We start from the raw sequence: 23,321 nt of genomic DNA, 5'->3' as shown, positions 1-23,321 counted from the left end.
CGAAGGAGCTACGACTGTGCGACGAACCCACACCGCCGTCGGCGCGGCGTCGGCCGCCGTCGTCGTCCTGGGGCTGTCAGCCTGCAGCGGCGGTGCCCGTGCGGACGACGGCACGCTGGTCGTGACCGACACGCTGTCCGACACCAGCGCGCCCGTCTACCAGGAGGTCTACGACGCCTGCGCCGCCGAGGTCGGGATGAAGGTGCAGGCCAACCACGTGGCAGGCTCCGGGCTCATCGCGACCGTCCTGCAGCAGGCGTCGTCCGACACGCTCCCCGACGTCCTCATGCTCGACAACCCCGACGTGCAGCAGATCGCGTCGTCGGGCGCGCTGAGCCCGCTGACCGACTACGGCATCACGGGCGAGGGGTTCCCGCAGGGCGTCGTCGACGCGGGCACCTACGACGGCGACCTGTACGGCATCGCGCCGGTCGTCAACACGGTCGGCCTGTTCTACGACGTCGACGCGCTCGCCGAGGCGGGGATCGAGCCGCCCACCACCTGGAACGAGTTGCGCGCGGCCGCCGAGGCGCTGACCACCGACGGGCGCTACGGCCTCGCGTTCAGCGCCGCCAACACCTTCGAGGGCACGTGGCAGTTCCTGCCCTACCTGTGGAGCAACGGGGCGGACGAGGACGACCTCACGTCGCCCCAGGCGGTCGAGGCGCTCTCGTTCGTCAACGGCCTCGTGCAAGACGGGTACGCGTCGTCGAGCGTCGTCAACTGGTCGCAGAACGACGTCAACGACCAGTTCATCGCGGGCAAGGCCGCGATGATGGTCAACGGGCCGTGGAACATGCCCGCGCTCGAGGCGGCCGACGGGCTCGACTACGCCGCCGTCCCGCTGCCCGTCCCGGAGGCGGGGGACACGCTCGAGGCGCCGCTCGGCGGCGAGGCGTTCACCGTCCCGCGCACCGGGAACCCCGAGAAGATGGCGAAGGCCGGCGACTTCGTCGCGTGCGTGACCCGCGGCGAGCACCAGCTCGCGATGGCGACCGGCCGCGGCGCCGTCCCGTCGGACACCGAGGTCGCCGCGGAGGCGGCCGCCGAGAACCCGGTCGTGGCGACGTTCGTCGACACCGTGCAGACCGCCCGGTCGCGCACCGCGCTGCTCGGGCCGGACTGGCCCGGCGCCGCCACCCAGATCTACACCGCCCAGCAGCTCGCGCTGACCGGGAGCGAGCCTCCCGCGGAAGCCCTCGAGCGGGCGACGGAGCACTGATGCGCACGCTCACGTCGCGCGCGTCGTCACCGAGGAAGGATCGACGATGACCACCACCCTCGCCGGCCCGGCGCCCGTCGTCGCGCCCGGTCGCGGCGCCGACCGTCGGCGCAGCCGCGCCCGGATGCGCGAGCGGACCGCCCAGTGGCTGTTCCTCGTGCCCGCGATCGCGTACGTGCTCGTGTTCTTCGGGTACCCGATCGTCAAGAATCTCGTGATGGGGTCGCAGGACTACACCGTGCGGACCTTCGTCTCGGGCGAGGCGCCGTGGGTCGGGCTCGACAACTACGTCGAGGTCGTCACGAGCGGCCTGTTCCGCACCACGGTGCTGAACACCGCGCTGTTCACGCTCGGCTCGATCGTCGGCCAGTTCGTCATCGGGCTGCTGTTCGCGCTGTTCTTCAAGCGGCGGTTCCCGCTGGGGAACGTGCTGCGGTCACTCCTCCTGCTGCCCTGGCTGCTGCCGATGATCGCGGGCACCGCGGTGTGGAAGTGGATCCTCGACCAGGACGGCGGCATCCTCAACGAGGCGCTGGGCTCGATCGGCATCGCGCCGGTCCACTGGCTCACCAGCCCCGACGTCGCGCTCGTCGCCGTGGTCCTGGTGAACGTCTGGGTGGGCATCCCGTTCAACATGACCCTGCTGTACTCCGGGCTGCAGAACATCCCCGACGAGCTCTACGAGGCCGGCGCCCTGGACGGCGCCACCGGCGCCAAGGCGTTCTGGCACATCACCTGGCCCAACCTGCGGCCCGTGGTCAGCGTCGTCCTCGTGCTCGGCGTGATCTACACCCTGAAGGTGCTCGACATCATCCTGGGCCTCACCGGCGGCGGACCCGCCAACGCGACCCAGACCCTGGCCACCGACTCCTACCGGCGCTCGTTCCAGGAGTTCTCCTTCGGCACCGGCGCCGCGGTCAGCAACATCCTCATCGTGGTGTCGCTGCTGTTCGCCGTCGTGTACCTGCGCGTCAACAAGCGCGCCGTGGATGAGTGAGGTTCATCGTGAATCAGACGACCGACGCCCGGAAGCTGCGGTACACGATCGTCGGGATCGTGCTCCTCGCGGTCATGCTGTTCCCCGTCTACTGGATGGTCAACGTGTCCCTCCAGGGTGGAGGTACGGCGGCGAACAGCTCGTTCTTCCCGACGAACGTCACGTTCGAGGGCTACCAGCGGGCGTGGGAGGACCAGACGGGCAACCTCGTCACCAGCATGATCGTGGCCCTCGGCGCGGTGCTCGTGTCGCTGGTGGTCGCCACGCCCGCCGCCTACGCGCTGTCGCGGTTCCGCCTGCGCGGCATGGGGATCTTCCTGTTCGTGCTGCTCCTGGCACAGATGATCCCCGGCATCGTCATCGCGAACTCGCTCTACACGCTGTTCAACGACCTGGGCCTGCTCAACACGTACGTCGGGCTGATCCTCGCGAACGCCACCCACGGCATCCCGTTCGCCATCCTCATCATGAGCGCGTTCATGCGGTCCATCCCGCCCGCGCTCACCGAGGCGGCGCGCGTCGACGGCGCCGGCCACTTCCGCGCGTTCTGGTCGATCATCGTGCCCGTGAGCAAGAACTCGCTCATCACCGCCGGGCTGTTCAGCTTCCTCTTCGCGTGGAGCGACTTCATGTTCGGCCTCGCCCTCACCACGGGTGCGGACATCAAGCCCATCACCCTCGGCATCTACGACTACCTGCAGGGCAACGTCCAGAGCTGGGGGCCCGTCATGGCGAGCGCCGTCATCTCCTCCGTGCCGGCGATCGTGCTCCTCGTCCTCGCGCAGCGGTACATCGCCGCCGGCGCGCTCGGCGGCGCGGTGAAGTGAGCCGTCCGGACGGAGCTCCCGTGGGCGTTTCGCCCCGCGGTCGCGGATGAACGTGGCCAGGCCAGGCCAGGCCAGGACGCAGTGTGACCTAACGGCGCCGCAGCGTCGCGGTGAGGCTCGCGCCGTACGCCTCGTGCGTGCGCGCCCGGACCTCGGTGCCGCCCGGCACCCGGCGTACCTCGACGCCGTCGTCCGCAGCGACGACGTCGAGGCGCCGGCCCCGGACCGTCACCGTGACGGCGTCGCGCCGCATCGTCGGGTCGGACAGCGCGAGGGTCACGCCGTCGTCGTCCTCGCGCACGAGGACCGACGCCGGGCCGTCGACCACCAGGTTCCGGATGTGGGCGCGGCCCCGGAACACGGTGGCGGCCGTGAGCCCGAGGCCGGAGTGACGCACGGCCTGAACGCGCTCGTCGTTGGCGAGCACGTCCAGCGGGCCGCGCCGCCCGTAGCCGGCGAGCTGTTCGGCGGTCGCGCCGGGCACGATCGCGTACGCGATCGGCGACGGCTGCGCCGCGTGCTCGACGGCGGCCGTGAACACGCGCTTCGTCACCGCGGTGTCGGGGTTCGACGTCCGGACCGTGCGGCGGCTGCGGGTCACGTCCTCGAGCGTCACGCGCACGGGCTCGGAGTCGAGGACGGCGTACCCGACCGCTACGCCCTGCCCGGGGTTGTCCCACCGCAGCCACGCGAGCGTCGCGGCGCCGTCCGACGGCGACCATGGGCCGCCGTCGGTGCGGGCGCCCGTCACGACGACCCCGTCGCCGGGTGCGGCGATGCGGGAGTCGAGCGTCGTGACGACGGCGCGGCCGTGCTCGTCGCGGATGCCCGCGGCGAGGACGACGACCTCGTCGTCAAGTAGGAACCACGACTTCACCGCGCGGGCGTTCGCGTAGGCGACGAAGTCGTCCGGCAGGACGCCGGCCTGCGCGTCGAGCCAGGGGACGTCGTCCGACAGCACCATGCCGGCGGCGCCGTACGTGCCCAGCGTCGCACCGCCGGAGAAGGCGTTCGTGCCGCGCGGGAAGTAGACGTAGGTGTTCTGCGACTCCGACGACGAGGTGAACCCGAGCGGGTGGCCGGGGTTCTCGTACCAGGCCTGCCCGTACAGCTCGGGGATCGACTGCCGCTCCTCGACGGGCACGGTGGTGCCCGGCAGGCGGTAAGGCGAGACGGTGGTGTAGAAGTCGACGCCGAACGCCTGCGTGTGGTCCTGGCCGGCGAGGTAGAGATAGTGGGCCCCGTCGCCCTGGAACCACGGCCGGAGGTTTTCGCCGCTCATGTACTCGTACCGGCTGATGCGGTCCGAGCTGCGCGCCAGCGCGAACGTGTACGCGGGGCGGCGGTGCACGGTGCGGTCCATCGCGTTGAGGGCGACGGAGCGCTCCGGCGGGTTGAGGTCCGCGACGGGGGCTCCCGCCTCGGCGAGGAGGTCGGCGTACCGGACGGCGCTCACCGGCGAGACGAACCGGGCGGGGTCCGGCGGCGTGGGCGACGCCGTCGCGAGGTGGCGGACGTACGCGCCGAGGGCGGTCGCGTTCTCGGCGCTCGTGTAGCCGCCGAGGTCGACGGCGGCCTCGAGCACCGTGGCGACGTCGGCGTACCCGGTGCCGGTGCGCGACACCGCCCGGCCCTTGACGATCTCCATCATCCAGCCGTCGACGATGACGGGTGCGAAACCGTCGCGGACCCAGCCGTGGACGACGTCGGGCAGCTCGGTGCCGCCGGCGGCGGAGGTGCCGTCGAGCAGCTTGATGGTCTGCACGACGCGGGTCAGCAGCGTGCGCCCGTACGACCCGGTGTAGGCCACCGAGTGGTGCTGGATGAACGACCCGTCGGCGTAGTAGCCGTCGGTGTTGCCGTGCTGGATGTCGTACGGGTCGATCGTCGCGAACACCGTCGACTGGTCCGCGATCGCCTTGGCGACGCGGGCGTCGTCGCCGGTGACGGCGCCCTGCAGCACGCGGTTGGTCGTGATGTCGGCGAGGTTTGCGCCGGTGTGGAAGCGCGAGTCGAGGTCGACGTCGCCGTCCTTGCCGTGACGCAGGTAGGCGTCCATGGAGGCGACGTACCGCGGGATCAGGTCGGGGCGTTCCGCAGCGATGAGGTCGGTGAGGAGGGCGAACGTCTTGCTGACGCTCGCGGGGATGCCGATCTCCCAGGTGAACCAGTTGCCGTAGTAACCGGTCGCCTGGTCGCCGAAGTGGTGCGCGTGCAGCCACTCCAGCCCGTCGAGCACGCGGCGCCGGACCGTCGTGCTGCCGACGAGGTCGGAGGCGTAGCCGGGGGTGCTGGTGGCCAGGGCGATCTCGTACAGCCGGAGGAACGAGGTGCTGAGGTTCGGGTCGCTGGTGCCGAGCGGGAGGCCGGCGAACAGCTCGCCGGGCCCCGCGCCGTCCAGACCGGCGAGGTGCGAGCGCGCGGCGGAGTGGATCGCGGCGAGCCTCGCCGCGGCCTCCGGCCGCCTGTTCGATGCCGCCGTGCCGGCGAAGATCGCGCGGGCGTTCGCCAGGAGACGAGGGTGGTCCGCGGGGGTGGCCGCGCGGGCGCGCAGCGGCGCAGCGATCGCCAGGAAGGCCCCGGCGGGCACCATGGCGAGGACCTGGCGGCGAGTCGGCTCCGGCATGACGAACTCCCTTGTTCGACGATGTCGATATCCAACCAAGATGGCGCGCGCGGGGGCAAGAGTTTCCCCGCCCCGGCCGACCGGCAGTCGGAGAGTGGTGCGGTCCCGGCTCAGCAGACGTCGTTGCCGGCGAGGTCCTCGCAGACGAGGCGGGTGCGCGCCTCGGTGACCGTGGCGGGGCCGGTGGTGCTCGTCGTCGAGATGGTGCCCGGGATGTCGGTCCAGTCGCTGGTGCCCTGGACGCGGAAGCGGCCCTGCCAGGTGGTGGTGAGCGAGACGGTGACGCCGTCGCGGTAGACGTTGCCCTTGTCGTCCACGGCAGTGCCCGCGTTCTCGCCAGGCGTGCCGAGCTGGCTGTAGGTGTGCCCGACCCACGACTGGTCAGGGGTGGCGTCGCCCTCGTGCCACGGGCGACCGGGGGAGGTCGTCGTCAGCGTGCTGCCGGTGGGCGAGTACGGGTCGTCGAAGTCCCACGTGTACTCGGTAGGCTCCGCGCGCAGGACGACGGGCACGCCGAGCAGCGTGACCGTGCGGTCCTGTGGTGCCGCGGTGGTGTACGCGGGGTAGTGGACGTTGACCACCATCGGCGGGTTGCCCTGCACCGTCGCTTCCGGCGCCTGGATCTTCATGGTCTTGAACTCGCGCTGTGCCTGGCGTGCGAGGTCCGCGGGGGAGACGCACTCGTCCTCGGAGAGCTGCTCGGCGTCGTCGTAGGTGCCGTTCTCCCGGACTCGCTGCACCCAGAGCGCGTCGAGGGCGTACTCGCCGTCGTCGCACGGAGTCGTGATCTCCACGACGTCCGTGCCTTCCGGGCATGCACCCGGTGCTGTGACGATTCCGCTGAGGGAATCCAGGTCTTCACCCAGCGTCCCGCACGTCACCGCGTCAGTGCGGGCGTAGCGATCCCGGGGCTTGTCGGAAGCCGCAGGCTCCCTACCATCGGGAGTGTTCTTCCACCCGCTCCCGCGGGCCTCTGCGCCGGTCTCTTTCGAGTTGTCGTCTGCGAAGCCGGAGTACTTTCGCTCGGACTCGGATGCTGCAGATAGCTGATGCGCGCCTGCCTGAATCAGCGGCGTCGAAGCGAGGGAAACCAGAGTCAGCGCAACCGCGGCCAGCCGCGCGGCGACCTTCACGAGCTCTGGTCCGTTCGAACCTCGACAACAACCCATTGTCCGTCACGGCGGGCCATCTCGACTCGGGATTCTGTAGTGTCAGCGGCTTCGCTGAAGACTTCGCTTCCTGAGGTGTCGGTGACGCTCACGGGAGAAATTCGCACAGCCACGTCCATCGGCCAGATTTCTGTAGTGGCCTCCTGCTCGTAGGTGTGCACCACACGCGCCTTCACATCACCGCCATGCCACTGGTCTCCCTGTTCGGCGATCTCGTTTGCTTGGTCAATACGCGCCGAACAATGAGTGCAGCTCTTGCTCGACATCTCCTCATACTTGGCCGTGTCGCCGGTCTTCATGATGTACGGGTCGAGCTCGAGGAAGTACACGGCCGCCGCTTCAGCGCCGGCGGGGCCGTCGTCGTCCATCTCCTTCGGCCGCTCGGGTGCGACGACGACGGCGGTGGCGCTGGGCGACGGGGACGCGGAGGGGCTCTCGCTGGCGGCGGTGGTCTCGGGAGACGGCGTCGCGGGCGGGTCGTCGTCGCAGCCGGCGACGAGGAGCGCAGCGGCAGCGGCGATGGAGGTGGCGGCGAGAATGGCCCGGCTGCGGGTCATGACGGGGCTCCCTGTCGGCGGTGACGTCGCGGTCACTGTAGGGCAGATCGTCATGTGGTTGCCCGAGCGTCTGTGGATATCGCGACCGTGCAGGTGGCGGTGGGGACGACGCTCGTCGACCGCGAGACCGGCTCCGGCGACAGTCGCGCCGAGGTGGGTACGAACGGGCCCCCGGGGGTGAAACATGGCGCGGACGGTGCGTGCGCCGGGCCCCGGACGGACGATCCAGAGGAGGGGGCTTGTCGCGGGAGAGGGACTGCGGTGAGAGTCCTGGTGGTGGGCGCGGGGATCGGCGGCCTGGCAGCGGCCGTGGCCCTGATCGATCGGGGGCATGACGTCGAGGTCGTCGAGCGCGCGGAGTCGCCGCGCGAGACCGGTGCGGCGTTCATCCTCTGGAGCGGCGGGACGGCGGTGCTCCACGACATCGGGATCTCGCTCGACGGGCTCGGGACCCGGCTCGAGGTCCTCGAGAACCGCGGCTGGGACGGTCGCCGGCTCGGACGCATCCGGGTCGGCGCTGCGACCCGCCGATTCGGCTCGCCGCAGGTCTGCGTGCGGCGCCGCGACGTGGTCCGGCGGCTCGCGGCCCGGCTGCCGGACGGCGTGGTCCAGTACGGGAAGAAGGCCGTCGCCGTGACCCAGGACGGCGGCGGTGCGGGCGTCAGGCTCGAGGACGGCACCAGCCGGACGGGGGACGTCGTGGTGGGGGCGGACGGCGGGCGGTCGGTGGTGCGGCGCGACCTGCACGGATCGGCGGAGCCGCGCGCCACGGGCTGGGTCACCTGGCAGGGGATGCTGACGGCGCGGGCCGACGCGGACATCACCGGCACCGGGCTGTTCGTCGTCGGCCCCGAGGGGCTCGTCGGCATGTTCGACGCCGGCAACCATCAGGTCCAGTGGTGGTTCGACCACCCATGGCGCCCGGACGAGCCGCGGCCGCGCTCGGTCGTCGCGGACCTGGCGGGCCGCTTCGGACACTGGGCCGAACCGGTGCCGGGTCTCCTCGCCAGGGTCGACGACGCCACCATCGGCTTCTACCCCCACTACGGTCACGACGTGGCCCGTGAGTGGGGGCGCGGACGGGTCACGCTGCTCGGCGACGCGGCGCACCTCATGCCACCGACCGCCGGCCAGGGGGCGAACCAAGCACTCGAGGACGCCTGGGTCCTGGCACGCGCGCTGGACCACGCGCAGGACGTGCCGGCCGCGCTGCGCGACTACGAGCGCCGTCGTGCGCGCCGGGCGCGTCTCGCCTCCAGGGTGGCGATGCGCGAACGAGCCAACCAGTACCGGCCTCGACAGGCACGGATGCTCCCCGATCCGGTGGCGACAGCGCTCTTCGTCCGATGGCTCGGGCTCCTGAGCGACCGGCTCGCCGCAGGGCCCGTCGACGGGGCTGCCGGAGCCTCGCCAGCATGACCACGCCCGACGCGACGGCCCCCGACACCGCCGCAGGCCCGCGCGTGCTGCGACCGCTGGCAGTGGTGCTCGGCATCTTCTGGAGCGTGCTGTTCTTCGGGATCATCGACCTGACCAGCTACTTCGACGGCCCGGAATGGGTCCCGATGAGCCTCCTCGCGACCGGCTGGGGCCTCATGTTCACGGTCATGGTGGCCGCCCCTCTCCTGGCCGCCGGGATCTGGCCGAGCCTCGGTGACGTCGCCGCGCTCCAGCTCGTCCTCGGCGGGCTGGCGATCGCGGTCGCGGCCGCGCTCAGCGGGACGCCCGCCCACCTGATCGTCGCGGCGGGCGTCGCCGGGTCTGCCGCCGCTGTGGCCGTTCCGGTGCGACGGCCGCCGACGGTCCCTCGACCGCACCTCCGCGACTGGTGGCCGGGGGCGTGGGCCGCCGTCGGGGCCTGGGCATGGGCCGGCTACGCCGGGATGGCCGTCGCCGCCACCTGGCGGGGGCTCGCCGACGACGTCACGGTGGGCTTCCAGCACTGGCCGGTCCAGGCCGCGCTGCCCCTCGCACTGTCCCTCGTCGCGGGGCTCGCGGCCATCCACCCGGCGGGCTGGGCGCTCCCGACGACGTGCGTCGCGGTTTGCGCGGCATGGCTCGGGGCGGTGTCGGTCATCCGACCCGAGGTGCTGGGGAGCCTGGGCGCGGTCTGGGGCGTGGCGGCCGCCGTGTGGGGCGTCGGGCTGGTGGTCGCAACGTGGATCACGGCGCCGCGAGGCGGGCGCCAGGCCTCTGTGGAGTGATCCGCCGCAGGGGTTGAACGGTCGCTGCCGGTGTGGTGACGTGGAGGCTCCGAGGCCGCCGGCGACCGTCTCGCGGCCCGCACCGCTCACCCCGGGAGGTCAGGACGATGGTGTCGACGTGGGCCGACTTCCAGGCGGCGCAGCGCTCCGCCCTGGCCGCCTTGGTGGCCGGCGACCCGCACGACTTCCAGCAGCTCTGGGACCGGGCCCCGGACGTCTCCCTGCTCGGTGCGTTCGGCGGGGTAGCGCGCGGCTGGGAGGAGGTGCGCGACCGCCTCGCCGCCGTGGCCGTCACGTACCGCAACGGCGTCTACCGGCGGCTCGACCAGCTCGACGAGCACGTCCACGGGGACACCGCCTGGACCGTGCACGTGGAGGAGATCCACTCCCGGTCCGCGACCGGGGAGCCCGAGGTCCGCGAGCGTCGCGTCACCAAGGTCTACCGGCGTCGCGCGGCCGGCTGGCGGATCGTGCACATGCACGCCGACCCGCTGGTCACCGCGTCCTTCCCCGACGAGGGCGCGACCGGCGTCTGACGGGCCGCGGCCGTCGCGCGGGGTCTCAGTCCGGTGGCTTCAGCCCAGCGGCCGCACGAACGTGCGGAACTCGCCACGCTCGACGTGCAGCTCCCAGAGCCGCTGGGCGAGAGCGTCGGGATCGTGGTCGGGCTCCCCGCCGCCGATGCCGAGCGGGATGATCAGCTGCGCGACGTGGATGCCCTCCGGCGCCAGGGCCTCGTGCAGCAGCCGGGCGTAGGCGCTCTCGGCGGCGAAGGCCACGGACGTGCCGGTCACGGCGTCGCGCGGCCGGACGGCGCTCCCGCCGTTGGGGAACAGGACGGTGCCGCGGCCCAGCTCGCGCATCCCGGGCAGGACGTGCCGGACGGCGGCGGCGGGGCCGAGCACGGACATCTCGAGCGGGCCGACGAGGTCGTCGGCGGTGGTCTCGAGCGTCGGCTTCATGAACTCGCGCGCGGGCACGGGGCTGTACTGCAGCACCTCGACGGGGCCGAGGTCGGCGGCCGCCCGGTCGAGCGCGGCGGTCAGCGCGGCGCGGTCCCGGGCGTCGGCGACGAACCCGGCGGCGGTGACCCCCTCGTCGCGCAGCCCGGCCGCGAGCCGGTCCAGCTTCGCGGCGTCCCGGGCGACGAGGGCGACCGAGAAGCCCTCGCGGCCGAAGCGCCGCGCGACCGACAGCCCGAGGCCGGGGCCGGCGCCGATGATGGCGAGCGTCGTCATGTCGTTCCTCCCACGTGGCGGTCGGCGTCCGTGCGGCGCCGGCTCGGGTCCCAGTCAACGCCCGCGGCGGCGGTCGGGGGAGTGCCTGGCGTGGGGTGTACCGGCAGGGGACCCCACGGTGCCCACGTCGGGCGGAGGGGCCGCGGCGGCGGTTCGATGTCGGGAGCACGCCGATGTCGAGGACGCGCGGCCCGCTCCGTCCCCGGGGTGAGGGCGGCGGCCGGCGCCGCGACCGACGGAGGGACGCACGCGATGGAGCAGCAGGAGATCGACCGCGAGCTGGCGGACGCGAGGGAGCTCCTCGGCTCGCCGTCCGCCCTGCATCTGGCCTACACGGCGCAGGACGGCACCCCGCGGGTGGTCCCCGCGGGGTTCTGGTGGACCGGCCGGGAGCTGGTGGTCTCCACCGCCGAGACGGCGCCCAAGGTCGCCGCGCTGCGGGCCCGCCCGGACGTGGCCCTGTCCCTCGTCGACGGCGACTCGCCGTCGGGGGCGAAATCGCTGTCGGTGCGTGGCCGCACGGAGATCACGGTCGTCGACGGCCTCGTGCCGGAGTACCTCGCCGCCGCCGGCAAGGGCATGGCCGGGGCGGAGCTCGAGCAGTTCGAGCAGGCCTGCCGCGCGCTCTACGACCGCATGGCGCGCATCGCCGTCGTGCCGACCTGGGTCCGCTACTACGACTTCGGCACGGGCCGGATCCCGGCGTTCCTCCAGGAGCTCGCCGCGCGCGGGACGGCGGGGCGCGGCTGAGCCGGACGCGCTCTCGCCGAGCTCCCGCGTCAGGACCCGAGCAGCTTGGCCTTCTGGGCGGCGAACTCCTCGTCCGTGAGGACGCCGCTGTCACGGAGCCGGCCCAGCTTCTCCAGCTGTGCGATGACGTCGTCGCCGCCGGCCGCCGCCGGTGGCGGTGCGTACTGCTGAGGCGGCGGCGCGTACTGCTGCTGCGGCTCCGCGTACTGCTCCTGCGCGGCCCAGCGGCCGGCCTGACGTCGTGACACCCGGTTCGACACCGCGGTCGCGGTCCCCGCGACCACCGCGGTGCGGGCGACCCCTCGTAGCAGTCCCATCTCACTCCTCCTCGAGCTTGTCGAGCGCCGCGACGACGTCGTCGACCGGGATACGGCCGCTGGAGACGACCTCCGCGCCGGCCTCGCGCATGGCGGCGACGAAGGGTCCCGCCCACGTGTTCTCGTACACGATCATCCCGACGGCGCTGCCCGGTTCCACGAGGGAGGCGCCGCGCGCCAGGTCGTCGTCGTCGAGCAGGCCCGACGTCACCCCCTCGAACACCGCGAGGTCCAGCTGCCCGTCGTCGTCGAGGTCCGTGAGCGCCACGCCGACGACGCCGGTCTCCGTCACCTTCGCCACCCGCAGGTCGAGGATCCGGATGATCCCGCGCTCCACGAGGTCCAGGAGCGCGGGCAGCCCCTTGCCCTGCAGCCTCGCGCCGGGGAACTCCAGGACGAGGTAGTCGATCGGTCCCACCTGCTGCTCGGTCATGGAGGTCCTCCTGCGACGGTGCCAGCCTGCCGGTCGCGTCCCGTGCCGCCGCGACGGACAGGCTGGCATGAGCCCGTGCGCGGCGGGTGCGGCAGCACCCAGCGTCTCTCTCCGGCCCGCGAGCGGCCACGCGACGGCCGGATATCACCCGGCCCGGCCCGGTGGTGAGTCCCGTCAGCGGCCGGCCCGGGCCGGTGCGAGCAACGCGAGCGCGGCCACCAGGGCGACCGCGGCGGCGAACCAGTACCCGGCGGCGAACGTGTCGAACCCCGGGTCGACCAGGGCAGCGGCGGCGACGCTGGACACGGCCGAGACGCCGGTCGCGGCCCCGAACTCGTGGAACGTGCTGAGCGCGCCGGAGGCCACGCCGGCCTCGTGCGGCTCCGCGGCGGAGAACAGGCTCCCCGCGGCGGCGACGAACACGGCGCCGACGCCGAACCCGGCGACGGTGATGCCCACCACGAGCACCGTCATCGAGAAGATGCCGGCCGCCGCGGCCAGTCCGACGGCGGCGACGAGCAGCCCGACGACGGACACGGCGCGCACGCCGAGGCGGGGGAGGACGCGGCCCGCGACGGTCGACCCGAGGATGGTGCCCACCGCGACGGGCAAGAACGTCAGCCCCGTGTCCAGGGCGCTGAAGCCGTGGAGCTGCTGCAGCGTGAACGAGCCGAGGAAGAACACGGAGATCATCAGGGCCGTGGCGACGAAGATCAGCCCGAGCCCGCGCAGCACCGGCCGCCGGACGAGCATGGCCGGGTCCACCAGCGGCGCCGCGGACGCGCGCAGGTGGCGCGCGAGCAGCACGTACCCGACGACGCCGACGAGCAGGGCGACCAGGGTCGGCGGGCTCAGCCAGCCGGCGTCGCCGGCGGTGACGAGCCCGTACACGACGGCGGCGGTGGCGGCGGTGGCGAGGGCGGCGCCGAGCACGTCGAGCCGACCGCCCGACCCGGGCCACGGCCGCACCCACCGGAACAGGGCCAGGAGCAGCACCACCCCGACGGGCACGTTGACGTAGAACACCCACGGCCAGCCCGGGCCCGACGTCAGGACGCCGCCCACGAGCACGCCGACCGCGGCGCCCGCGCCGCCGAGCGCCGACCAGACGCCGATGGCGCGCGACAGCTCCGGCCCGCTGAACGTCCGCACGATGACGGACAGCGCGGCCGGCGACATGGCCGCCGCGCCGGCGCCCTGCAGGGCGCGGGCGGCGAGCAGCAGCTCCGGGGACCGCGCGAGCCCGGCGAGAAGCGACGCGAGGGTGAACAGCGCGAGGCCGGCGAGCACGACGCGGCGCGGCCCGAGGACGTCGGCGGCCTTGCCGCCGAGCAGCATGAGCCCGCCGAAGACGAGGGCGTACACGCTCGCCACCCAGGCCAGGCCGGAGCGGGAGAGGCCGAGGTCGGCCCCCATCTCCGGGAGCGCGATCGCCACGACGGTGACGTCGACGATGAGCATCAGCTGGGCGATGCCGAGCAGCGCGAGGATGCGCCAGCGCCGGGGGTCGGGCGCGGCGGCCTGGTCCTGCGCGGGCTGATCCTCCGGAGCCTGCGGGGTGGTCTCCGGGGCGGGCTTCTCTGGTGACGTCATGGCACGGTCCCTCGAGGTGTCGAGCACGGATAAGTCGAACATGCCTGTTCAAGTAAATTAACTCGAACATGCCTGTTCGACAAGAGGGTCGTGCGGGTGACTTCCGGGGCGGCGTCAGGCGGAGAGCGCGCCGAGGGTCGTGGCGCGGACGAGCGCGGGGGCCTCGTCCGCGGTGATCTCGCCGCGGTGCACCGCGGCGGAGGCGCCGTGGAGGATCGCCTGCAGCACGCTGACCTGCCAGTCGACGGGCATGTCGTCGCGGAGCTCGCCGGCGGCGCGGCCGCGCTCGAGCAGGCCGCGGACCCGCTGCGCGGGCCCCTCGTGCGCGCGGCTCATCTCCTCGGGCGGCAGGACCTGCGAGCCGGCGACCACCAGGGCCCCGAACCGGTGGGTCAGGTGCCAGGTCGCCTCGAGCAGACGGCCCAGCGCCTCGCGGGGGTCGCCGTCCAGGTCGACGGTCGCCAGCGCCTCGTCGGTCTGGGCGATCGCGCGGTCCACGACCTCGCGCACGAGCGTCGCCCGCGAGTCGAAGTGCCCGTAGAGGGTGACGCGGCCGACGCCCGCGGCCTTGGCGATCTCGTTGATGCTCGCGTCGGGGTCCGTCGCCAGCACGCGGGTGGCCGCGGCCAGGATCGCCTCGACGTTGCGGACGGCGTCGGCGCGCTTGGCGCGGTCCCGGCCGCCCCCGACCGTCGTCTCCGTCGTCTGCGCCGGTGTCGTGACCACGAGCTCCTCCAAGCCTGTACAGGGGTGTCCAGGTTAACGGTCCGGGCTCGCGAACCGGTGGCAGTCCACCTCGACGGTCCCACCCGGCACCGGCGCGCGGTGCACGAACCGGCCCTCGTCGAGCCAGCCCTGCCGCGCGTAGAAGCGGCGCCCCGGCGCGTTCCCCGTCGCGACGGCGAGCCAGGCGCGCGGGTGCCCGGCGTCCCGGACGGCCTGCGCCGCGTGCCCCAGGAGCGCCCCGCCGACATCGGCGCCGCGGGCCGCGCGGTCGACGTAGAGCTGGTCCACCTCGTCCCCGGCGACCATGACGAAGCCCGCGACGGCCCCCTGGCGCACGGCGACGGTGGTGTCGGCCACGCGCTCGCGGGCGCGCTCCGGGAAGGACGTCGGGGTGCGGGCCGCCACGAGGGCGTCGGGCACCTGGCCCAGGTGGGCGTCCGCCCAGCCCTCGTGCCAGATCCGCGCGACGGCCTCCGTGTCGGCCGGGGTTGCCGGCCGGAGCTCCACCGGACCGGGCGTTCCCGCCGTGGGGTGCGACATCGTCGTCCGCCCTTCCTCTAACTTGAACAAGTGTGTACAGTTTATCGCGCTCGATCGTCAGCGTTTCACCTCACGCGGTTCGCACGCACGAGAGCGAGAAGACCATGACCCAGGACCAGGTGTCAGGCACGTCGACGGCCGGGACCGACCGGCGCTCGGTGTTCGGCAGGGTGTGGCCCGCGGCGCTGGGGGTGCTCGTCGCCGCCGCGACCGTGTTCGGGCTCGCCGACGCCCGCGACGTCGCCCCGGTGCTCGCCGCGTCCGGCCTCGTGTACCTGGCGGCCGCCGCGCTCGGCCGGCCCGGCGCCGCCTGGCTCGCTTTCGGCGTGACGTTCGTCCTCATCGGCGTCACCAAGGTCGTCGACCTCGACCCGACGCCGTGGATGATCGGCCTCGCCGTCGTGCTGGCCGTCGTCGGCCTCGCGGCCGGGCGCCGGCGCCCGCCGTGGTCGCTCCCGCTCCAGGCCGCGGCGATGCTCGTCCTCGGGGCCGCCGCGCTGGTCGCCGTCCGGCTGGACGCCACCGCGGGCGGGCTCGTCGTCGCCGTCGGGCTGCTCGGGCACGCCGCGTGGGACGCCTACCACCACCGCACCGGTCGCGTCGTGGCCCGGTCGTTGTCGGAGTTCTGCGGCGTGCTCGACGTGATCCTGGCCGTCGCGCTCGGGGTGCTCGTGCTGACGGCGTGACGGCAGGTCGGTCAGAGGCCGAGATCGACCTCGCGGCGGACGTCGCGGTCGGGTTCGAGGACGAAGAACCGCGAGACGACGGCGCGGTAGAGGCGCAGCTCGGCGGGCGCGACGACGCGGTCGACGGTCCAGGGGCCCAGTCCCTCGGCGCGGGAGCGGCGGTCGAAGATCGCGAGGCAGCGGTCGCGCTCGGCCTCCGGCACCTCGCTCGCCATCGCCTCGGCGTACACGGCGCGCGGGCGGCCGTCGACGGGCACCGGGGTCTCGAAGACCACGATCCCCACGGCCGACCGGCCGGCGACGTTGGTCGAGTGCCGCGTGCCGAGCCGGGAGACCCAGACGAGCTCTCGCCCCTCGCGCGCGAACCAGACGGGGGTGGGCCACGGGTTCCCGTCGCCGTCCGCGGACGCGAGGACGAGGTAGCGGCCGTCGTCGAGGACGCGCCGCGCGAGCTCGGCGTCGTCGTCCGTCGCGGGGCCGGGGCTCGCGGGCGGTTCAGGGGCGGGCGTCATCACGGGCCTCCTCGCGGGTGGGACGTCGTCCCCCGTGTCTACACCCATGGTCCGACGCTCGACCTTGCGGTCACGGGTGATCGTCGGACACTATGAACATGTCATATGTCTGATCATTGGGGATCTCACATGCATGCTGGCAGGACGCTCAGAGGACTGGCCGCGGCAGCCGCGGCCGCCGCGATGGCGGCGACGACGGCGGGCGGCGCGGCGGCCGCCCCGCTCGGCGCGACGGCGGGGCGGGGCCCCGTCGTCTACGTCGCGCCGGACGGCGACGACGCCGCGGCGGGCACGAAGGACGCACCGCTGCGCACGATCGAGGCGGGTCGCGACGCGCTCGCCGGCCGCACCAGCGAGGCTCGGCCGGGCACGGTCGAGATCCGCGGCGGGGAGTACGTGCTCGACGACGCGGTCGATCTCGAGGGCGCCGCGCACTCGTGGGTCACGTACGAGGCGTACGAGGGCGAGGACGTCCGGGTGACGGGGGCGCACGAGCTGCCGGCGGACGGCTGGCAGCGGCTCTCCGACCTCACGGCCGACGAGCTGGCCGACCCGGTGCTGTCGTCGAACGCCCGCCTCGACACCCCGGAGCTGCGCGACGGCGTGTGGGTCTACGACCTGGGCGCGGCCGGCGTCGACCCCGGCACGCTGTACAAGAACGGGTTCAACTGGCTGCCGCAGCCGTTCGCCCCCGAGCTGGTGGTGGACGGCGAGACCCAGACGCTCGCCGAGTACCCCAACGGCGACGGGTGCACCGGCGCCGACGACGCCTGCTACCTGTACGGCGACGGGGCCAAGTGGAAGGTCGACGGGCAGGGCGACCTCACGCAGCCGGACCTGGTGGACCGGTTCGGCGAGGAGAACGACTGGGCCGCCAGCGGCACGACGCCCCGGGCGCAGTTCGAGGACAAGAAGCAGCAGCTCGACGACCCGGCCCAGCGCGACACCTGGTCGCAGGACGAGATGCGGGCGATGACGCCGCCGCTGTACGAGGCGGGCGGACGCCTGCTCGACGGCGACCGGTACCAGAGGTGGGCGCCCGAGGCCGTGCCGACGATCGAGGACCACGGCACGCGCGGGTTCGGGGAGTACTCCGACGTCCCGGTCCAGGCGGACCCGGCGTGGATCGACGACATCGACAACACCCGCTACGAGACCGAGGGCTGGCTGTCGGGCTACCTCGGCAACAACTACGCGAACGACATGGTGCGGATGCTGGCGTGGAGCGGCACCACCATGTACGCGAAGTACCCGTCGATGTACTGGCCGCGCGACGACTACACGAAGGTCAAGGCCGTCAACGTTCTCTCGGAGCTGGACGCCGAGGGGGAGTACTACGTCGACCGCTACGACGACAACGACGTCCTGTACTTCAGGCCCGCGGGCGACGCCGTCGCGGGCAAGCAGATCACCCTGCGCGCCTTCGACGACAACCTGTTCCGCCTCGAGGGCACGACCGGCGTGACGATCCGCGGGCTGAGCCTGTCCGACTCGCTGGTCAGCGGCGTCCAGCTGCTCGACGCCGAGCGGACGCTGATCGACGACGTGGAGGTCTCCAACGTCAGCATGGACGCCGTCCGGATCGGTGAGACCACCGAGTCGATCACCGCGCTGCCGGACTACGAGACGGTCCGCGGCGGCCACGACAACGTGGTGCGGAACTCGTACCTGCACGACCTCGGCGGGGGCGGGGTCCTGCTCGGCGGCGGGGACCGCAGCACCCTCGAGCGAGGGGACAACGCGGCCCGGAACAACGAGATCGCCCGCTTCTCCCAGCTCGCGACGTACACGCCGGCGGGGTACCTCTACGGCGTCGGGAACTCGTTCGAGAAGAACTACGTCCACGACGCGCCGCACATGGCCGTGCAGATCATGGGCAACGACATGAGGGTCAACGGCAACTACTTCGCCGACCTCGTGACGAACGCCGGCGACCAGGGCGTGGTGTACACCGGGCGTGACTACACGTACCTGGGCAACGAGATCGCGTACAACCTCTTCGAGCGGATCGGCGGCTCGAACGACGCCTTCTACATGGACGACGGCGTCTCCGGCATGCGGTTCCACCACAACGTCGTGAAGGACGCGCACTCGGGCGTGTTCTTCCAGTCCGGCCACAGCAACACGGCCACGGACAACGTGTTCGTCGACGTCGACCGCACCGGGCACGACCAGCTGTACCACCGCAACGGCGAGCGCGGGCTGCCGGTCGCGAACGGCTGGGTGGTGCAGAGCCGCTTCAACGCCTTCCTCGACGTGCGCGAGGGGGAGAAGTACAGCGCCACCCCCGAGGACGTCGCCCGGTGGCACGCCCACTACACGGACGGGAAGGCGCGGTACTCCGACGGCACGAAGATCCTGTTCCCCGAGATCGACGACTGGTACGTGCCCCGCGTCACCGCGACGGGCGTGGACTGCCGGGCGGCGGACTACGGCGTCGCCGAGGGCTGCGACCGCGCGACCGTCTGGGAGGACCCGGACTCGGTGTACGTCCCGGCGCGCAACGTCCTCGACCGGTCGGTGATCATCGGGGGCGGCGAGTACGAGTTCGGCCAGAGCTCGTTCGCCGACCCCGACGCCACCTACCGCCTGGACACCTGGAGCGACCGGATCAACACGAACCTCAGCGAGCCCGGTTCGGTCGAGGCCGCGGGCCTCGACCTGTCGACGCTGAAGTTCTCGCCGCGCGGCGAGGTGGCGCGGACGCTCGGCCGCGACTGGGTCGCGACCTGGAACCGGCTCGTCACGCTCGACGGCGTCGGGCGCCCGGGTCAGGACGTCAGGGAGGCGAGCACGTCGCGGTAGTGGGAGTTCTCCATGACGCCGAGCACGTTGCCGAACGGGTCGACGACGGCCGCGGTGACGAACCCGGGGCCGCGCTCGATCGGCTCCTGGTACGCGGTGGCGCCGAGCTCGAGCAGCCGCGCGACGGCGCCGCGGACGTCGTCGACCGCCCAGTAGGCGACGGCGCCCGCGGCGCCGTCAGGCTGCGGGGGTGCGAAGCGCCGGTCCATGATCCCCAGCTCGTGCTGGTAGTCGCCGATGCGGAACTCCGCGTAGGCGAGCGCCCCGCCGGCCTCGCGGGCGAAGTACGCGTCGGTGCCGAGCACCTCGGCGTACCAGTCGCGGGCGGCGGCGACGTCGTCGGCCAGGTAGGTGATGGTGGTCAGTCCGCGCAGCATGTCGGCTCCCGGTGCTCGGTGTGTGGGTCGGTGGGACGGTCGGTGCGATCGAGGTCTGGTGACCTCGTGAGTACCACTCTTCCGCTCAAAGTGCTCACCTGCTGACTACTTTTCGTGGCAGTCTCGGAGCATGCGCGCCGACCGGCTCATCCAGGTGCTGCTCCACCTCCAGTCGCGCCCCCGCGTGACGGCGGCCGAGCTCGCCGACGCGCTCGAGGTCTCGGTGGCGACCGCCCGCCGGGACCTCGAGGCGCTGTCGGCTGCGGGCGTGCCCGTGTACCCGCAGCCGGGCCGTGGCGGCGGGTGGTCGCTGCTGGGCGGGTCGCGCACGGACCTCAGCGGCCTCACGGCGCCCGAGGCGCGCGCGCTGTTCCTGCTCGCCGGGCCGGGCGCGGCGTCGTCCGACCACGCACGCGCGGCGCTGCGCAAGCTCGTGCGCGCGCTGCCCGCCACCTTCCGGGCCGAGGCGGAGGCGGCCGCCGCGGCCGTGGTCGTGGACCGGGAGGGGTGGAGCGCGGCCGGCCGGGTCCGACCGCCGGAGGTCGACGCGCTGCAGCGCGCCGTCGTCGAGCGGCGCCGCGTGCGGATCGACTACACCGGAGCGACCGGGCGGTCCTCGAGCCGCGTCCTCGACCCCTGGGGGCTCGTCGACAAGGACGGCGCCTGGTACCTGATCGCCGGCACGGACCGCGGCCCGCGCACCTTCCGCGTCGACCGCGTCGGCGCGCTGGACGTCACCGACGAGCCCGCCGTCGTGCCCGACGACGTCGACCTGCAGGCGGAGTGGGACCGCGTCGTCGGCGAGGTCGAGCTCAGGCGGTCCGCGACGTGGGCCACCGTGCGCGTGGCCCCCGAGCACGTCGACGTCCTGCGCGCCCAGTTCGGGCGGCACACGGTCGTCGTCGACGGCGGCGACGGCGCCCGCGCGACCGTGCGGGTCGCCGCCCCCACGCCGCTCGACGTCGCGCGCCACCTGGCCGGCTGGGGCGCCCAGGCCGACGTCGTCGGCCCGCCGGAGGTGCGGGCGGAGCTCGCGCGTCTCGGGGCGGAGCTGGTGGCGGCGCACCGCGGGACGACGACGGGCGCCCGGCCGTGACGGGTGGTCACGACCGGGCGCCGGGTAGCCGTGGGGTCAGAGGCAGACGTGCAAGCTGCCCTCCCGCACCGTGGTGCGCAGGGTGGTGCCGGGTCGCGGCGTCACCACCAGGCGTGCGGTCCTGGTGGCGTGGACGTCGAAGCACGCACCGTCCCGGGTGAGCGCGAAGTCGCGCACGACGACGCGTCCGCCGGTCGAGCGGAACACCGTCCGCCCGTCCCGCTCCAGCACGGTGGCCCTCGGGCTCACCGTCGCGGCCCAGGTGTGCCCGCCCACGCGCACGTCGTCCACGGTGTTGCGGCCGGGCAGGGCGTGCGAGCCGAAGGTGACCGACCCGGGGCGCCCCCAGGCGTCCTCGGCGACGAGCTCGTGCACCGCCATCAGGGGCATCACGTTGGACCACGTGTAGTAGCGCCACGCGCTGTCCACCGCCGAGGCGTTGACGACCTGGCCGGGCTCGGGGTCGAAGTACTCGGGGAAGAACCCGTTCTCGTCCCAGCTGTCGAGGTACATGGCGGTGCTCTTCGTCGCCAGCTCGCCGGCGGCCTCGTCGAGCCCGTACCGCTTGAGGCCGTCGTAGACGGTGGCGTTCATCGGCGGCCAGACGGCGCCGCGCCACTGCTCGCAGGTGTTCTCCTCGCCCCAGCCCAGGTAGTACGTGTACTCCGGGGACGACGTCGCGGAGACGTCGCCGTTCGCGCAGTACTCCGCGTCGTCGCGGCTGATGCTCGGGATCGCGTACTCGCCCCAGAACTGCTCCGGGTCGAGCAGGTTCTGCTCGACGGTCCGTGCCGCCCGCTCGGGTGTGGCCAGGCCCCCGAACAGCGGGTAGAAGATCGTCGGCGTGACGACGTTCCCCCAGGTGCCGTCGAGGTTGCGGTCGAGGTACATGCCGCGCTCGTCGTCCCAGAGGGTGTCGTTCGCGGCCTTCTTGGTCCGCGCCAGGACGGCCGCGAACCGGTGCGCGTCCGCGGGCCGGTCGAGCGCGGTGGCGAGCTCGGTCAGGGAGTCCGCCATCAGCGCGTAGTAGGAGGTCAGCGCGACGTCGGTGAGATCGGTGTTGTCCCGCTCGTCGCCGCTGCCGCCCTCCTTGGCGATGCGGTCGGCGGCGAGGTAGACGGGCAGGTCGTCGAGGCCGAGGTGGTTGCCCACCTTGCTCGGGTCACCGTCGTAGGGCGCCTCGAGGAGGCCGTCGTCGTTCACGTCCCACTCGGGCAGCCTGTCGAAGAACTCCACGAGCGCGGGGTAGGCCTGCTCCACCAGCTCGCGGTCGCCCGTGGCGTCGTAGATCCGCTTGACGGCGTAGGCGTGCATCGGGCCGGCGTGCAGCTGGTCGTAGCGCGGCCCGCCGGAGGCGAACAGCACGCGCTCGTGCTGCCGCGCCAGGTCCGGGTCCACGGTGAGCGCGGTGATCGCGTCCCAGGCGGAGTCCCAGCCGGTGAAGATCGAGTCGTTCTCCGACCCGCCGCGGCCCCAGCCCCACACGAGGAAGCTCTGCCGCGACTGCTCGTCGTAGTTCGCGTTGAGGGCCATGGCGCTGCGCATCGCGGTCGCCGCGCGGCCGGCCGGCCCGCTGCCGCTGAGGGTGCCCGCGTCGGCCTGCGCCCGGGCCCGGGCGAGGGTTCCGAGGATGCTGCCGCGCGAGGCGCGGTCCGCCGGGGGCGCGTCCGCCACGCTCGTGGTGAACGTGATCGTCTCGCCCTCCTCGAGGTCGTACCGCAGGGCCGCCGCGGCGTCGCCGGCGGCGCCCTCCTCGCCCACCATCGCGGCGACCAGGTCGTCCTCGGACGCGTAGGCCGCGGCGTCGTCGGGCGCCTGCGTCGGGAGCAGGGCGAAGTGCCCGACCTCCGTCGGGTCGTCGAGGCCGGCGCCGGTGGCGCGGACGCCGCCGTCGGTCACCTCGTAGGAGTTCTCCTCGTCCCACGGGGGCGAGGCCTCGAGGAAGACGGTCGCGTCGGCGTCGCGCGCGGTGACCGACCCGACCAGGGTGTTCGGCGCCGTCCGCGCGAACCGCAGCAGGATCGTCTGCTTGTCGCGCTGCGTCTGGTCGTAGCGCTCCTGGAGCGCCGGCAGCTGCTCGCGGGCCTCCGCCACCTGGTCGGCGGACCACTCGTCCGGGTGGTCGAGGATCTCGCGCAGCGCCCCCAGGCGGTCGGGGGTGATCGAGCGGTCGTCGCTGCTGATCTCCACCTCGTAGTACGAGCCGTCGACCGTCACGGGGCCGACGTGGGCGACGTTGCCCAGCAGGCCCTGGTTCTCCCGGACGAGCTTCCCTGCGGCGGTCAGCAGGTCGACCCGGAGTGCGAAGCGGCTCTCGCCCTCGCCGACGAGGAGGGCGCCGTTGTCGTCCCGCTCGACGTAGCCGGGCAGGGCGAAGGGGCGTTGCAGCCCGACGTCGGTGTCGTGCGGTCCGCCCCCGCCCGTCGCGCCCCCGGCGGGGACGGCGACGGTCGCGAGCAGAGCGGCCGCGGCGCCGACGACGACGGGCGCGCGGCGCAGGGCGCGGGTGTTCTGGCGGTCGGTCATGGTGGCTCCTGGTGTGTGAGCGCTCACATTCGGGCGGAGGTGCGGCCGTGCCCGCCCGCGGGGGCGGGGATGACGTCGCCGATGACCATCTGGTCCACGGTGTTCTGCACGGGGTGGGGA

The 23,321-nt window shown here is 73.2% G+C and carries 22 protein-coding genes; 10 read left to right on the top strand and 12 right to left on the bottom strand.

The window, feature by feature from the left end; translation table 11 throughout:
- Positions 1–16: 16 nt before the first annotated feature.
- The 3 genes from ACFQ8T_RS06565 to ACFQ8T_RS06555 all read left to right on the top strand — a co-directional run bounded on the left by ACFQ8T_RS06565 (position 17) and on the right by ACFQ8T_RS06555 (position 3,046).
- The gene (locus tag ACFQ8T_RS06565) at positions 17–1,222 is read left to right on the top strand and encodes an extracellular solute-binding protein (protein WP_430545747.1); all 1,206 of its coding nucleotides are present in this window, start codon (positions 17–19) and stop codon (positions 1,220–1,222) included.
- 46 nt (positions 1,223–1,268) lie between these two features.
- Entirely contained in the window at positions 1,269–2,219 is a 951-nt protein-coding gene (locus ACFQ8T_RS06560) for a carbohydrate ABC transporter permease (RefSeq protein ID WP_430545746.1), read from the top strand.
- 74 nt (positions 2,220–2,293) lie between these two features.
- A complete protein-coding gene (locus tag ACFQ8T_RS06555; RefSeq protein WP_430545897.1) occupies positions 2,294–3,046 on the top strand; it encodes a carbohydrate ABC transporter permease in 753 nt (250 codons plus the stop codon).
- 88 nt (positions 3,047–3,134) lie between these two features.
- Here ACFQ8T_RS06555 and ACFQ8T_RS06550 read toward each other — a convergent pair whose 3' ends face one another.
- From ACFQ8T_RS06550 to ACFQ8T_RS06540, 3 genes are all read right to left on the bottom strand, one after another.
- Entirely contained in the window at positions 3,135–5,672 is a 2,538-nt protein-coding gene (locus tag ACFQ8T_RS06550) for a polysaccharide lyase family 8 super-sandwich domain-containing protein (RefSeq protein ID WP_430545745.1), read from the bottom strand.
- A 110-nt stretch (positions 5,673–5,782) separates the two neighbouring features.
- Positions 5,783–6,466, bottom strand: a complete 684-nt coding sequence (locus ACFQ8T_RS06545; protein WP_430545744.1) for a hypothetical protein — start codon at positions 6,464–6,466, stop codon at positions 5,783–5,785.
- A gap of 335 nt (positions 6,467–6,801) precedes the next feature.
- Positions 6,802–7,398: a DUF6318 family protein gene (locus ACFQ8T_RS06540; protein WP_430545743.1), complete on the bottom strand. Its 597-nt coding sequence runs from the start codon at positions 7,396–7,398 to the stop codon at positions 6,802–6,804.
- Positions 7,399–7,659: 261 nt separating this feature from the next.
- Here ACFQ8T_RS06540 and ACFQ8T_RS06535 point away from each other — a divergent pair, with 261 nt between their 5' ends.
- From ACFQ8T_RS06535 to ACFQ8T_RS06525, 3 genes are all read left to right on the top strand, one after another.
- Entirely contained in the window at positions 7,660–8,817 is a 1,158-nt protein-coding gene (locus ACFQ8T_RS06535) for an FAD-dependent monooxygenase (protein WP_430545742.1), read from the top strand.
- Positions 8,814–9,602: a hypothetical protein gene (locus ACFQ8T_RS06530; RefSeq protein ID WP_430545741.1), complete on the top strand. Its 789-nt coding sequence runs from the start codon at positions 8,814–8,816 to the stop codon at positions 9,600–9,602. The genes ACFQ8T_RS06535 and ACFQ8T_RS06530 overlap by 4 nt, the downstream gene beginning before the upstream one ends.
- 107 nt (positions 9,603–9,709) lie before the next feature.
- On the top strand, positions 9,710–10,138 hold the full coding sequence (locus ACFQ8T_RS06525) for a YybH family protein (RefSeq protein WP_430545740.1): 429 nt from the start codon (positions 9,710–9,712) through the stop codon (positions 10,136–10,138).
- 39 nt (positions 10,139–10,177) lie between these two features.
- Here ACFQ8T_RS06525 and ACFQ8T_RS06520 read toward each other — a convergent pair whose 3' ends face one another.
- Positions 10,178–10,840: an SDR family NAD(P)-dependent oxidoreductase gene (locus ACFQ8T_RS06520; protein WP_430545739.1), complete on the bottom strand. Its 663-nt coding sequence runs from the start codon at positions 10,838–10,840 to the stop codon at positions 10,178–10,180.
- Positions 10,841–11,092: 252 nt separating this feature from the next.
- On the opposite strand from ACFQ8T_RS06520, the gene ACFQ8T_RS06515 reads away from it, so the two are divergent.
- The gene (locus ACFQ8T_RS06515) at positions 11,093–11,590 is read left to right on the top strand and encodes a pyridoxamine 5'-phosphate oxidase family protein (RefSeq protein WP_430545738.1); all 498 of its coding nucleotides are present in this window, start codon (positions 11,093–11,095) and stop codon (positions 11,588–11,590) included.
- Between the two features lie 29 nt (positions 11,591–11,619).
- Here the strand turns inward: ACFQ8T_RS06515 and ACFQ8T_RS06510 are convergent, their stop codons facing one another.
- The 5 genes from ACFQ8T_RS06510 to ACFQ8T_RS06490 all read right to left on the bottom strand — a co-directional run bounded on the left by ACFQ8T_RS06510 (position 11,620) and on the right by ACFQ8T_RS06490 (position 15,199).
- On the bottom strand, positions 11,620–11,907 hold the full coding sequence (locus ACFQ8T_RS06510) for an SHOCT domain-containing protein (protein ID WP_430545737.1): 288 nt from the start codon (positions 11,905–11,907) through the stop codon (positions 11,620–11,622).
- Between the two features lies 1 nt (position 11,908).
- Positions 11,909–12,340: a DUF6325 family protein gene (locus ACFQ8T_RS06505; protein WP_430545736.1), complete on the bottom strand. Its 432-nt coding sequence runs from the start codon at positions 12,338–12,340 to the stop codon at positions 11,909–11,911.
- A 174-nt stretch (positions 12,341–12,514) separates the two neighbouring features.
- Positions 12,515–13,933, bottom strand: a complete 1,419-nt coding sequence (locus tag ACFQ8T_RS06500) for an MFS transporter (RefSeq protein WP_430545735.1) — start codon at positions 13,931–13,933, stop codon at positions 12,515–12,517.
- Between the two features lie 114 nt (positions 13,934–14,047).
- Entirely contained in the window at positions 14,048–14,659 is a 612-nt protein-coding gene (locus tag ACFQ8T_RS06495; RefSeq protein ID WP_430545734.1) for a TetR/AcrR family transcriptional regulator, read from the bottom strand.
- A gap of 33 nt (positions 14,660–14,692) precedes the next feature.
- Positions 14,693–15,199 (bottom strand): GNAT family N-acetyltransferase, encoded by a 507-nt coding sequence (locus tag ACFQ8T_RS06490; protein ID WP_430545733.1) that lies wholly within the window; start codon positions 15,197–15,199, stop codon positions 14,693–14,695.
- Between the two features lie 104 nt (positions 15,200–15,303).
- Between ACFQ8T_RS06490 and ACFQ8T_RS06485 the strand changes: the two genes are divergently transcribed.
- The gene (locus tag ACFQ8T_RS06485; protein ID WP_430545732.1) at positions 15,304–15,885 is read left to right on the top strand and encodes a hypothetical protein; all 582 of its coding nucleotides are present in this window, start codon (positions 15,304–15,306) and stop codon (positions 15,883–15,885) included.
- A gap of 11 nt (positions 15,886–15,896) precedes the next feature.
- Here ACFQ8T_RS06485 and ACFQ8T_RS06480 read toward each other — a convergent pair whose 3' ends face one another.
- The gene (locus ACFQ8T_RS06480; RefSeq protein ID WP_430545731.1) at positions 15,897–16,397 is read right to left on the bottom strand and encodes a pyridoxamine 5'-phosphate oxidase family protein; all 501 of its coding nucleotides are present in this window, start codon (positions 16,395–16,397) and stop codon (positions 15,897–15,899) included.
- A gap of 129 nt (positions 16,398–16,526) precedes the next feature.
- Here ACFQ8T_RS06480 and ACFQ8T_RS06475 point away from each other — a divergent pair, with 129 nt between their 5' ends.
- Positions 16,527–19,202: a right-handed parallel beta-helix repeat-containing protein gene (locus ACFQ8T_RS06475; protein ID WP_430545730.1), complete on the top strand. Its 2,676-nt coding sequence runs from the start codon at positions 16,527–16,529 to the stop codon at positions 19,200–19,202.
- On the opposite strand, the gene ACFQ8T_RS06470 is transcribed toward ACFQ8T_RS06475, so the two are convergent.
- A complete protein-coding gene (locus ACFQ8T_RS06470) occupies positions 19,169–19,579 on the bottom strand; it encodes a VOC family protein (protein ID WP_430545729.1) in 411 nt (136 codons plus the stop codon). The genes ACFQ8T_RS06475 and ACFQ8T_RS06470 overlap by 34 nt on opposite strands.
- A gap of 130 nt (positions 19,580–19,709) precedes the next feature.
- On the opposite strand from ACFQ8T_RS06470, the gene ACFQ8T_RS06465 reads away from it, so the two are divergent.
- On the top strand, positions 19,710–20,675 hold the full coding sequence (locus ACFQ8T_RS06465; protein ID WP_430545728.1) for a helix-turn-helix transcriptional regulator: 966 nt from the start codon (positions 19,710–19,712) through the stop codon (positions 20,673–20,675).
- A gap of 36 nt (positions 20,676–20,711) precedes the next feature.
- Here ACFQ8T_RS06465 and ACFQ8T_RS06460 read toward each other — a convergent pair whose 3' ends face one another.
- Positions 20,712–23,201 carry an amylo-alpha-1,6-glucosidase gene (locus tag ACFQ8T_RS06460; protein ID WP_430545727.1) on the bottom strand — a complete coding sequence of 830 codons (2,490 nt, stop codon included), beginning with the start codon at positions 23,199–23,201 and terminating at the stop codon, positions 20,712–20,714.
- Between the last annotated feature and the right edge of the window lie 120 nt (positions 23,202–23,321).

This window comes from Isoptericola sp. NPDC056618 (assembly GCF_042792715.1).
Taxonomy (GTDB): domain Bacteria; phylum Actinomycetota; class Actinomycetes; order Actinomycetales; family Cellulomonadaceae; genus Isoptericola; species Isoptericola nanjingensis.
This window is presented reverse-complemented; position numbering and strand designations above follow the sequence as displayed.